Origin of the sequence: Allobosea sp. RAF48 (assembly GCF_052114025.1) — a bacterium.
Classification (GTDB): domain Bacteria; phylum Pseudomonadota; class Alphaproteobacteria; order Rhizobiales; family Beijerinckiaceae; genus Allobosea.
On record NZ_JBFRDZ010000033.1, the window covers coordinates 1 to 10,529 of the forward strand.

Below are 10,529 nucleotides of genomic sequence, written 5' to 3' on the forward strand. Positions count from 1 at the left end.
AACCAGTTAACCAGTTCAGCCCCTTCAGAGGGATATCTTTGTCGACCTTCTCGAAAACATCCAACGCGCGCGAGATCGTCTCGTCATAGGTGGCGTGCAGGCGCCAGGGCCAGCGGTTCTCGGCAAGGATGCGCACGACACCTTCGAGATCGCCCTCCATCTCCGGCGGCATGTCGGGCCGCGGCTCGCGGAAATCCTCGAAATCGGCGGCGGAGAAGACCAGCATCTCGCCGGCGCCGTTGTGCCGGAAATAATCGTTTCCCTGCTTGTATTTCGAGGTCTTCGTCCAGTTGAGGAAGTCGTCCTTCTCCTGCTTCGGCTTCTGCGTGAACAGGTTGTAGGCGAGGCGGATGGTGAGTTGGCCGTCATCAGCGAGCTTCTGGATGACGGCGTAGTCGTCCGGATAGTTCTGGTAGCCGCCGCCGGCATCGATCGCGCCGGTGACGCCGAGCCGGTTGAGCTCGCGCATGAAATGGCGGGTCGAGTTGACTTGATAGTCGAGCGGAAGCTTCGGCCCCTTCGCCAGCGTCGCGTAGAGGATATTGGCGTTCGGCCGGGCGAGCAGCAGGCCGGTCGGGTTGCCGTTGGCGTCGCGCGTGATCTCGCCGCCGGGCGGCTGCGGCGTGCCTTTTGTATAGCCCGCGGCCCGCAGCGCCGCGCCGTTCAGCAGCGCACGATCGTAGAGATGCAGGATGAAGACCGGCGTGTCAGGCGCGACGGCGTTGAGCTCCTCGATCGTCGGCAGGCGCTTCTCGGCGAACTGGTGCTCGGTGAAGCCGCCGACGACGCGGACCCATTGCGGTGGCGGCGTCACCGCGACCTGGCGCCTGAGCATGCTCATCGCATCGGCGAGCGAGCGCACGCCGTCCCAGCGCAACTCCATATTGAAGTTCAGCCCGCCGCGGATGATGTGCAGGTGGTTGTCGATCAGGCCGGGTAAGGAGCTGCGGCCCTTGAGGTCGATGATCTTCGTGTTCGGCCCGGCATGGGCCATCACCTCGGCCTCGCTGCCAACGGCAAGGAACAGGCCATCCTTGACCGCGACCGCGCTAGCCGTCGGATTGCCGCGATCGAGCGTGGTGAACCGGCCATTGGTGAGGATGAGATCAGCGGTCATCGGGCGAGATCCTTGACTCGGGGACTGTGCGGAGGCGCTGCCGAAGAGGCCGCTCAGCGCGCCTGCGGCAGCGCCTAAGGTGGTTTGACGACGCGTCGGCATCAGCTGCGCTCCTTTTGCGATGTCTCCTGCGAGGGTTGTCCGCCGCCTGGCAGATGGCCAAAGACATGCGGCTTGACTTGCTGGTGCCAGGAATGAGCCGCCGGAGCCTTCGCCCAGAGCCCGCGCAGGAGCGGCGGCAACTGCTCGCCGATCAGGATGCCGAGCAGGCCGACCAGCGCTATGACCGGCGGGGCCGGCGAGCGCACATTGATCAAGCTGTAGATCACGCCGACCAGGAGCCCGGCCCCCAACGACATCAGGTAGATCTTCATGCGGCACTCCGTTTTGCGCCTCCGCGACGCGTCAGGGTGACTATCCCTGGCCGCGATCAGTCGAAGGCAGAGTGCAAAAGGGGTTATTGCCCGTCTTGTCTGATTGCGCGCTCCGTTGCCGGATTTCGCGACGGCAGACGAACTGGCAAGAGCGTGAGCAAGCCGCTGGCTATGCTTGAACAGCCCTCATCCGCGCCCGCCGATCCCTGTCATCGCGGAACGAGCGAGGCCGCGGTACCGTTCGGTGGCACTATCGCGAAGCCTGCAGAAAGCCCTGGAGTCTCGGACAGACAAAATCGAGGAATGCACGAACCCGAAATGGCAGACGCGGGCCGCCCAAGTACAACGCGTGGATGAGTTCGCCATCGCTTTCGACGGCTTCGGACAGAACTTCCACCAACCGGCCTGCATTCAGATCGGCGCGAACATGATAGTCGGCGAGGCGGGCCAAACCGATCCCGGCTATGGCCATGCGACGCACGGTCTCGCCGTTGTTGGCGAGCAAAGAGCCGTTGACGGTCCGATCAACCACACGCCCGCTTTCCTTAAGTGGCCATACGGGAGCTGCTCGCCGGAAATTGAAGCCGAGGCAGTTATGAACCGCTAGTTCGTCAACAGCACGCGGCGTGCCATGACGTTCAAGATAATCCGGCGAGGCAACGATCTTGCGGTGCGCAACGCCGATCTTTCTGGCGATCATGGCCGATCCTTGCAAAGGGCCGACCCGAAACGCGACGTCCGTTCGATCGAGATAGAGATCGACGATTTCGTCCGACAGGGAAAGATCGACGGCGATTTTTTGGTGCTCATGCCAGAACGCCGGAAGAAGCGGTTCCAGACCCAAGACTCCAAAGGCGACCGAGGCATTAACCCGAACGGTGCCGCCCGAGCTGGCGACTCCCTGCGACAGGCTTCGTTCCACATCGTCGAGTTCCCCGATGAGAGCGAGACTTCGCTCGTAGTACACCTGCCCTTCCGCGGTTAACGACAAGCGCCGAGTCGAACGCTCCAAGAGGCGTACGCCGAGGCGGTTTTCGAGGCGGCCGATCAGCTTGCTCACGGTCGACGGAGTCATGAGCATCAGCCGCGCAGCCTCGGTAAAACTGCCCGCTTCGATCACGCGCGTGAACACCTGCATCTCGCCTGCTCGGTTGTCCATGGCGCTCTCCTTTTGTGAACCCATTTCACTTCTGAATTGGATTCGCAACGCATTATCATGTCGGGGAAACGGCGACATCCTGCTCGAATGTCTCAGTTTTCCAGCACGAGCAGATAGCGATGCCGAACAATTCCGGATTAGCACATCGATGCGAACAACGTGCCAAGGAAGTCATGTCGGCGAGGTGGTCATCGGACCTGACGGTTGCGCAGATGGCCCAGGAATGTTCGATGGCGCCGGCGGAATTTGAACATGCGTTCTGCGAGACAGCAGGAGTGTCGCCCCGCCGATACCTGGCTCAGATCAGAGTGACGGAAGCCAAGAAGCTGCTGCTCGAACCTCATCTGTCACTCACGGACGTAAGGGTGGTGTGCGGCTTCCGCTCCCAACGGGATTTCACGCGAAGCTTCATGCAATTGACAGGTAGAAGCCCTGCGGCTTGGCGACGGCATGGGATAGGCGTGGCCCGCCCGACGCTTCCGGCTCATCTGCGAGAATCGACAGCCGCTCGAACTCCGTCAGCGCCCCCCGACGGCGACGTATGGTCCGCGCGACATCAGGGTACGGTTTCAGCATAGCTGGCAAACCCGACGAGACAGCTTCAAAGACGCCAGCCGATCAACCGGAGAGACAAAGACAACATTGCTTCACCGTTCCATGATCAGTTCGATCAGCGCCTCGCTGTCCGATCTCAGCCGTTCGGGATCGTCGTAAATTCGTTCCAATACCACCATGCCGCGCGTGTGATTCACAAGGAGCCGCGCGGTGGCGTCGGGCGGCAACCGCAGCTTCTCCGCAGATTGCGTAAATCGGCTCGTCAGACACGCCTCCAAATCATCCATCTGGCGTTTCAACGCTTCGCGGATCTCGGGGCTGGCAGCCTCCTCGTCCGTCGCCGTTTTGGTGGTCAAGCACCCTCGCCTGCCTTCCCGGATCAGATCGATGCTGAACGCGAAAAGCTTGCGCAGGGCAGCGCGCAGATCCTCCTCCTCAAGTGCCTTGCGAACGCCCTCCATGTAGCGCTGCTGGTAGTGGCGATAGGCGTTGACGAAGAGGGCCCCCTTGCCACCGTAAGCGTTGTAGAGCGACCCCCGCTGGACACCCGTCGCGGCAGCGAGATCCTGCATCGAGGTCGCCGAGTATCCCCTCTCCCAAAACCGCTTGGCAGCTTCTGCCAGCACCCGATCTTCGTCGAACTGCCGCACTCCCGCCATCACGCACCTCCTGCTCGACATTGCTCGGAGCAAGATAAGAATGCTTGACACTATTGTCAAAGATGGCAGGCGCGCTATCTTTGACAGTGATGACAAAAATAGCCCGCCACGTCGGGTGTGAAGGAACCTGTGCCATGGTCACGATCAATTCCAGCGATCCGGAGAAAAGCATGCCCTGGGCGACCATGTTCGCGGGGCTGTCCGCCAGCATGATCGGAATCGGCCTGGCGCGCTTCGCCTACACGCCTCTCATTCCGCCTCTCATCGAGGCCGGATGGTTTTCCGCAGACAACGTAATCTATCTGAGCGCCGCCAATCTGGCCGGCTATCTGGCGGGTGCGCTGGTGGCCCGAAGGCTGGGCCGCCTGTTCGGGAACGTCATGGTCCTGAAGGCGATGATGCTTTTGACGGCCCTGGCCTTCCTCGCCTGCGCATTTCCCGTCTCGGTCGCCTGGTTCTTCGCCTGGCGTCTCCTGTCCGGCATAACCGGTGGCATCATCATGGTGCTCGTCGCGGCAACATTGCTGCCCAGCGTGCCGGCTCCGCGACGCGGGCTTGCCAGCGGCGCCATCTTTTTCGGGGTCGGAGTGGGGATCGCGGCTTCCGGAACCATCGTCCCGGCCCTGCTACATTGGGGGCTGTCCACGACGTGGGAAGGATTGGCCGCGATCTCTCTCACCTTGATCGTCCTGAGCTGGCGGGCCTGGCCTGCCAACGTCGTTGTCTCGCGCGCCGAAACCAAGGAAAGCCCGGCAAAACCGGCGCCGACTGGATTTGGCCCGAGTCTCCTCTACGTCCAATACGGCCTGATGGCGGTCGGCCTGGTCCCCGCGGTTGTCTTTCTGGCGGACTTCATCGCGCGCGGCCGAGATCTGGGGGCGAATACCGGCGCGATATTCTGGATCGTCTACGGCGTCGGCGCGATGTTCGGCCCCCTGCTCTACGGCCAGTTGGCGGACAGAGTTGGAAGCGCGAAAGCCGCGCGTCTGCTCCTGGCGGCTCAGATCGCTGCGCTGCTTCTGTTCGCGAGCTCGGCCTGGCTTGTCGCCGCCGCTATCGCAACCTGGGTCATTGGAACATTTCCGCCGGGAATCGTGCCACTCACCCTGCATAAGGTTCATCATATGATGCCCGACGATCACTGCGCCCAGGCAGCGGTGTGGAGCCGGGCGACCGTTGCGTTTGCAGCCTTTCAGGCGATAGCCGGTTACGGTTCATCCTGGTTGTTCGCTCATTCCAACGGAAATTACACACTGCTGTTTTTGGTCGGTGCCGGGGCTCTCGCCCTTGCCCTCGCCATGGAGTTCCTGAGTCCTGCGCTGAAGCGGCTCTCGCGAGCCAAGCAAGCCTGAAGACATCACCAGGAGCCGCTTGAGTTCAAAGCTCAAGCGGCTCCTGTTTTTCTTTCTTCGCATGAGTCGGACCTGATGAGGCGGGTATGGGTCGAGCGCCACCATCAATGAAACGGCTTCACAATTGATGTGGAGCGACACGTGCTTATCGGACCGGCCATGCGGATCTATGTCGTGAGGCATGACACAGCACTCAGCATTGGACCTGATCCGCAAACCGGGTCGGTTGACGCTTGGCCTGGAACTGCCTCTGGACAATGATTGGTCGCCGGCGGGTGAAGCCCGAAGGATCGCCGACTCCCGCCCCCGGGGCGTACCGGATGTACGGGAACAGACCGAACTGATCCGCCGGGCGGACGGCCTCGGCTTCGCGGCAGTCTGGCTGCGCGACGTGCCGGTCTTCGACCAGGTCAACATGGGCGACGCGGGCTCGGTCTATGACGTCTTCACGCAACTCGGTTTTCTCGCCGGTGTGACGCGCAATATGGCCCTCGGCACCGCTGCCGTCGTTCTGCCGATCCGCCATCCGCTCTTTACCGCAAAGGCTGCCGCCAGCGTCGACGCACTCTCGGGCGGGCGTCTGATCCTCGGGGTCGCCTCCGGGGACCGGCCGGTCGAATATCCCTTGCTCGGTCTCGATTTCGAGAAGCGCGGCGACGCCTTCCGCGAGGCTGTCGACTATCTTCGCACGGTCTGGCAACCCGGCGGAATCCCGGTGGGCGGGCGCAGGGATGCGAGCCTCGACTTGCTGCCGCGGCCCCTCCAGCCGACGATCCCGCTGATCGTGGCTGGACAGGCAAGGCAGGACGACGCCTGGCTGGCCGCCCATATGAACGGCCGCTTCGTCTATCCCGGCAGCGCCGAGAAACTCGCCGCGCAGGCCGCGCGCTGGCGCGCCGCCACCTCCGGACGCGGCATCTTCATCAGCGCTTTCCATCTCGATCTGCTTGAAGACGCCAACGCTCCCGCCGAGCCAATCCGCTTTGGTGCTCGCCTTGGCCGCAACGAATTGATCGCGAATCTGCGGGTGCTAGGCTCCGCCGGAATCGACCACCTCGCTCTCAACCTCAGGCAATCGTCGCGCCCTCCCCGTGAGGTCATCGACGAAATCGCGGCTGAAATCATTCCAGCGCTGACCGGCACCGAGCAGGTGCGGGCGGCCTAAACCACCCCAGGAGAACCTGACATGGACATTGTGAAGGCGCATGGCGCCGAGATTCCGGCGCTTGGTTTCGGCGTTTTCCGCATGTCGGATGCCGAGGTCGAGCGCGTCGTCCCAGCGGCGCTCGAAGTTGGCTTCCGCCATTTCGATACCGCTCAGATCTACGGCAACGAAGCGGCTCTCGGGCAGGCGCTGCAAGCAGCGGGCGCGCGCCGAGACGAATTGTTTCTGACCACCAAGGTCTGGGTCGACAACTACAGCCCGACGAAGTTCACGGCCTCGGTGGAAGAGAGCCTCGACAAGCTGAAGGTCGACCGCGTCGACCTGCTTCTGCTGCACTGGCCAGCGGACAAGGTCGCCATCGCCGACCAGGTCGCCATGCTCAACGCTGCGCAGAAAGCGGGCAAGACCCGCTTCGTCGGCGTCAGCAACCAGAATATCGCGCAGATGCGGGAGTCGGCGAAGTTGAGCAGCGCCCCGATCGTCACCAACCAAGTCGAGCTCCACCCCTATCTCGATCAGAGCAAGCTCATCGTCGCGGCCAAGGAAGCCGGCATCGTTCTGACCGCGTATTACGGCATGGCCGACGGCGCCGTGCCGCGCGATGCGGCCTTGCAGACGATTGGCGCACGCTACGGCAAGAGCGCCGCGCAGATCGTTCTGCGCTGGTTGGTCCAGCAGGGATTCGTCGCCCTGTCCAAGACGGCGAAGCCCGAACGCGTCGCGGAGAACATCGCGATCTTCGATTTCGCGCTGTCCGATGCGGACATGGCGGCCATCACACGGCTCGCCCGCCCCGATGGACGGCTGGTCGACCCGCCGGGTCTCGCGCCCGCCTGGGACGCATGAGGCGGAGGCGACCATGACTGCGACCACCTGCACCGCGCCCGTCGAGACGGCCGCCGCACCCCATGCACGCTGGGCGCTCCTTGCGCTCGCGATCGGCGCATTCGGCATCGGCACCACGGAGTTCTCGCCGATGGGCCTGTTGCCCGTCATCGCCGATGGCGTGAACGTCTCGATCCCAACCGCGGGATTGCTGATCAGCGCCTATGCGATCGGCGTGATGCTCGGCGCGCCGATCATGACGCTGGCCTTCAGCCGTTTCGGCAAGCGTACGGCGCTGATGCTGCTGATGGGGATCTTCGCTGTCGGCAATCTGATGTCGGCGCTGGCGCCGGGCTATATCACGCTCCTGCTCGCCCGCCTCGTCACCAGCCTCAACCACGGCGCATTCTTCGGACTCGGCGCGGTGGTGGCTGCGAGCGTCGTACCGAAGGAGAAGCAGGCGAGCGCGGTCGCCGCCATGTTCATGGGCCTGACCATCGCCAATATCGGCGGGGTGCCGGCAGCGACATGGGTCGGCCAGCAGATCGGCTGGCGGATGGCCTTCGCGGGGACAGCCGTGCTCGGGCTYGCGGCGATCACGGCGCTATGGTTCGCGCTGCCCAAGGGCGAGCCCGGGACGATTCCTGATATCCGTCGGGAGATGCGCGTGCTCACGCACCCCACGGTTCTTCTCGCGATGGCGACGACCGTGATGGGCGCGGGGGCGATGTTTACGCTCTACACCTATATCGCCCCCGCGCTCACAACCCTGACCGGAGCCTCGGACGGTTTCGTCACGCTCGGGCTCGTGTTGATCGGCGTTGGATTCACCTTCGGCAATGCTCTTGGCGGAAAGCTGGCCGACTGGGCGTTGGACGGCGCGACCAAGATCTTCCTCGGTGCGCTGGCAACGATCATGTTCGTGCTGCCCTTCCTGTTCGCGAGCCATGTCGGTGCGGCCGTCGGCCTGCTGGTTTGGGGAGCTGCGGCCTTTGCCATCGTGCCGCCGGTGCAGATGCGCGTGATGCAGGCGGCCTCCGAAGCGCCGGGCCTCGCCTCTTCGATCAATGTCGGGGCCTTCAACCTTGGCAATGCCCTCGGCGCTGCCGTTGGGGCCGGCGTCATCAGTCTCGGCCTCGGCTATGCAGCCATTCCGATCGCCGGTGGACTGCTCGCCACCACGGGCCTCGGGCTGGTCTGGCTCGGAACGAAACGTTCCCAGTCCTAGTCGACGCATTCATCTGCCAGCTTAAAAGTGAGGTTGGTCGCCCATGTCAGTGCCAGAGCCCAAACGCTATGTCCCGACACCCACGGGTTATCTCATGGTGCTCCGTCAGGGCGACGATGCGTTCGCCCGCCTTTCGTCCCTGATGCGCGAGGAGGCGATATCGTCGGCGACGATCCTCGGGTTCGGCTTTGCGGGTAGCGTGACGTTCGGCTTCTTTGACTTTGAGACGGGAAACTTTCGGCCCAGAACCATGGAGAATCTGGAGCTAACCAATCTTACCGGCAGCTTGGCCTGGAAAGACGGAGAGCCCTCGATCCACGCTCATGCGACCGGGAGCGACTATAGTTTCAAGGCTTTTGGTGGCCACCTCCTTGCACTGCAAATCGGCCGAGGGTCCTTGGAGTTGAGCGTTACACTTATGCCGATGCACCTTGAACGGCGTCTCGATCCAGCTATCGGCGCAAATGTGCTGCAGTTGACTTGAGGTCCGCCACATCGCTTGTCTCCATCTCAGCCAAAGCCGTTACAGAGCGAAGCAAAACCTCAGCGGGCACTAAAAGGTCCCAGTTGGCATTCCGAAGATCGGCTTTTCGGCACAATGTTGTAACCTGGACGCCTACGGATTCGACGGAGCGTATCAAGCTTGAACAGCCGTCAGATCGAAGTCTTTGCCGCTGTCATGAAAGCTGGCACGGTCTCCCGCGCCGCGGAAATTCTTGGAGTCACCCAACCTGGGGTCAGCCGGCTAATCGCGGAGCTCGAAAGGTCGCTGGGCTTCGCCCTGTTCGACCGGGTGCGCAATCGTATCGTGCCAACCCCCGAAGGACGAACCTTCTTCGCAGAGGTTGAGGCCAATTTCCGCGGCATGGACCGGTTGCGAGCGAGTGCCGCCCGCATCCGCGACTACGGAGCCGGCCAACTCAGGGTTGCGACGCTGTCGGCCCTGAGTTCCTCGATCGTCCCCAACGCCGTATTGCGCTTCCGCAGCCTGCGCCCCGATTCGACCGTCACGCTGATGGTCCTGCCCTCGCGGGACGTGCGGGACGGTGTCGCGTCCGGCATCTACGATGTCGGCCTTGCCGCCGACGAGATCGATGTCACCGGCGTCGTCCACCAGGTCTTCGTCCAGCCGCGAGCCCTTTGCGCCATGCCGCTCGGCCATCCGCTTGCCGAGCGCGAGGTGATCGGCCCACACGATCTCTCGGGCGTCGATTTCGTCGCCTACGTACCGGAGGATCGCGCCCGCCAGCGCTTCGACATGATCATGTCGGAAGCCGGGGCGGCGCCGCCCCGCGTGGTGGTCGAAACGATCTATGCCGCGACCGTCTGTGCGCTGGTCGCGCAAGGCGTCGGCGTCGGGTTGATCAGTCCGTATGCAATTGCCGGTCATGACCAGAGCCAGCTCGTGCTGCGTCCGTTCGAACCGCCGGTGCAGAGCCGCAGCTTTCTGATCCTGCCGCCGGACAGGCCCAAATCCGAACTCGTGCGCGACTTCATCGGCTGCCTGATGGAAGCGCGCTGAGATCATAACAACCGAGCATCGAGCTATGCCCTAGCTCGCATTGCACGGCTCCCCTTCCCAGTTATCCTCCCTGGAAACGCGCCAGAGACGCGATTTCGAGGGGTATCGATGAGTTCCACCATGCAGCAGGCCGCAAGGCCCGCGAGCGATGACGCACGCCCTGCGGGGCTGAAGCAGACCTCGTTAAACACGGCGACGGCGGTCGAGATGATCGGCGTGAACAAGTGGTACGGCGAGTTCCACGTGTTGCGGGACATCAACCTCAAAGTTCAGCGCGGCGAGAAGCTGGTCATCTGCGGCCCGTCCGGTTCGGGCAAGTCGACGATGATCCGCTGCATCAACCGACTCGAGGAGCACCAGAAGGGCCAGATCATCGTCGATGGCACGGAGCTCACCAACGACCTCAAGAAGATCGAYGAGATCCGCCGCGACGTCGGCATGGTGTTCCAGCACTTCAACCTGTTCCCGCATCTGACGATCCTCGAGAACCTGACGCTGGCGCCGATCTGGGTGCGCAAGATGCCCAAGAAGGACGCCGAGGAGATCGCGATGCACTATCTCAAGCGCGTCAAG

The 10,529-nt window shown here is 63.0% G+C and carries 12 protein-coding genes; 8 read left to right on the forward strand and 4 right to left on the reverse strand.

The features are described from left to right. The 3 genes from AB4Z10_RS29420 to AB4Z10_RS29430 all read right to left on the reverse strand — a co-directional run. Positions 1 to 1,219 (reverse strand): amidohydrolase (locus AB4Z10_RS29420; RefSeq protein ID WP_441473944.1); only part of this gene is annotated, 1,219 nt, incomplete at its 3' end. Beyond that, positions 1,219 to 1,491 carry a XapX domain-containing protein gene (locus AB4Z10_RS29425; RefSeq protein ID WP_441473945.1) on the reverse strand — a complete coding sequence of 91 codons (273 nt, stop codon included), beginning with the start codon at positions 1,489 to 1,491 and terminating at the stop codon, positions 1,219 to 1,221. The genes AB4Z10_RS29425 and AB4Z10_RS29420, both read right to left, overlap by 1 nt. A gap of 250 nt (positions 1,492 to 1,741) precedes the next feature. Beyond that, positions 1,742 to 2,650 (reverse strand): LysR family transcriptional regulator, encoded by a 909-nt coding sequence (locus AB4Z10_RS29430; protein ID WP_441473946.1) that lies wholly within the window; start codon positions 2,648 to 2,650, stop codon positions 1,742 to 1,744. A gap of 212 nt (positions 2,651 to 2,862) precedes the next feature. Between AB4Z10_RS29430 and AB4Z10_RS29435 the strand changes: the two genes are divergently transcribed. Beyond that, complete coding sequence (locus AB4Z10_RS29435; protein WP_441473954.1) at positions 2,863 to 3,228, forward strand: helix-turn-helix transcriptional regulator; 366 nt, start codon at positions 2,863 to 2,865, stop codon at positions 3,226 to 3,228. Positions 3,229 to 3,297: 69 nt separating this feature from the next. On the opposite strand, the gene AB4Z10_RS29440 is transcribed toward AB4Z10_RS29435, so the two are convergent. Then, a complete protein-coding gene (locus AB4Z10_RS29440) occupies positions 3,298 to 3,864 on the reverse strand; it encodes a TetR/AcrR family transcriptional regulator (RefSeq protein ID WP_441473947.1) in 567 nt (188 codons plus the stop codon). Positions 3,865 to 3,998: 134 nt separating this feature from the next. On the opposite strand from AB4Z10_RS29440, the gene AB4Z10_RS29445 reads away from it, so the two are divergent. From AB4Z10_RS29445 to AB4Z10_RS29475, 7 genes are all read left to right on the forward strand, one after another. Next, positions 3,999 to 5,216 (forward strand): YbfB/YjiJ family MFS transporter, encoded by a 1,218-nt coding sequence (locus AB4Z10_RS29445; RefSeq protein WP_441473948.1) that lies wholly within the window; start codon positions 3,999 to 4,001, stop codon positions 5,214 to 5,216. 181 nt (positions 5,217 to 5,397) lie between these two features. After that, a complete protein-coding gene (locus tag AB4Z10_RS29450) occupies positions 5,398 to 6,381 on the forward strand; it encodes a TIGR03571 family LLM class oxidoreductase (RefSeq protein WP_441473949.1) in 984 nt (327 codons plus the stop codon). Positions 6,382 to 6,402: 21 nt separating this feature from the next. Continuing rightward, complete coding sequence (locus tag AB4Z10_RS29455; RefSeq protein WP_441473950.1) at positions 6,403 to 7,227, forward strand: aldo/keto reductase; 825 nt, start codon at positions 6,403 to 6,405, stop codon at positions 7,225 to 7,227. Between the two features lie 13 nt (positions 7,228 to 7,240). Continuing rightward, positions 7,241 to 8,434 carry an MFS transporter gene (locus AB4Z10_RS29460; protein ID WP_441473951.1) on the forward strand — a complete coding sequence of 398 codons (1,194 nt, stop codon included), beginning with the start codon at positions 7,241 to 7,243 and terminating at the stop codon, positions 8,432 to 8,434. A 94-nt stretch (positions 8,435 to 8,528) separates the two neighbouring features. Beyond that, positions 8,529 to 8,918 carry a PPC domain-containing DNA-binding protein gene (locus AB4Z10_RS29465; protein WP_441473952.1) on the forward strand — a complete coding sequence of 130 codons (390 nt, stop codon included), beginning with the start codon at positions 8,529 to 8,531 and terminating at the stop codon, positions 8,916 to 8,918. A gap of 159 nt (positions 8,919 to 9,077) precedes the next feature. Continuing rightward, complete coding sequence (locus AB4Z10_RS29470) at positions 9,078 to 9,956, forward strand: LysR substrate-binding domain-containing protein (protein ID WP_441473953.1); 879 nt, start codon at positions 9,078 to 9,080, stop codon at positions 9,954 to 9,956. Positions 9,957 to 10,163: 207 nt separating this feature from the next. Then, positions 10,164 to 10,529, forward strand: a 366-nt coding sequence (locus AB4Z10_RS29475; RefSeq protein ID WP_441473955.1) for an amino acid ABC transporter ATP-binding protein, incomplete at its 3' end; no start/stop codon positions are given.

What these genes read in the sequence shown, in the direction of transcription:
- AB4Z10_RS29440 (WP_441473947.1), bottom strand. Translation starts at nt 3,864, where the DNA reads ATGGCGGGAGTGCGGCAGTTCGACGAAGATCGGGTGCTGGCAGAAGCT.
- AB4Z10_RS29430 (WP_441473946.1), bottom strand. Translation starts at nt 2,650, where the DNA reads ATGGACAACCGAGCAGGCGAGATGCAGGTGTTCACGCGCGTGATCGAA.
- AB4Z10_RS29450 (WP_441473949.1), top strand. Translation starts at nt 5,398, where the DNA reads ATGACACAGCACTCAGCATTGGACCTGATCCGCAAACCGGGTCGGTTG.
- AB4Z10_RS29445 (WP_441473948.1), top strand. Translation starts at nt 3,999, where the DNA reads ATGGTCACGATCAATTCCAGCGATCCGGAGAAAAGCATGCCCTGGGCG.
- AB4Z10_RS29455 (WP_441473950.1), top strand. Translation starts at nt 6,403, where the DNA reads ATGGACATTGTGAAGGCGCATGGCGCCGAGATTCCGGCGCTTGGTTTC.
- AB4Z10_RS29465 (WP_441473952.1), top strand. Translation starts at nt 8,529, where the DNA reads ATGGTGCTCCGTCAGGGCGACGATGCGTTCGCCCGCCTTTCGTCCCTG.
- AB4Z10_RS29425 (WP_441473945.1), bottom strand. Translation starts at nt 1,491, where the DNA reads ATGAAGATCTACCTGATGTCGTTGGGGGCCGGGCTCCTGGTCGGCGTG.
- AB4Z10_RS29435 (WP_441473954.1), top strand. Translation starts at nt 2,863, where the DNA reads ATGGCCCAGGAATGTTCGATGGCGCCGGCGGAATTTGAACATGCGTTC.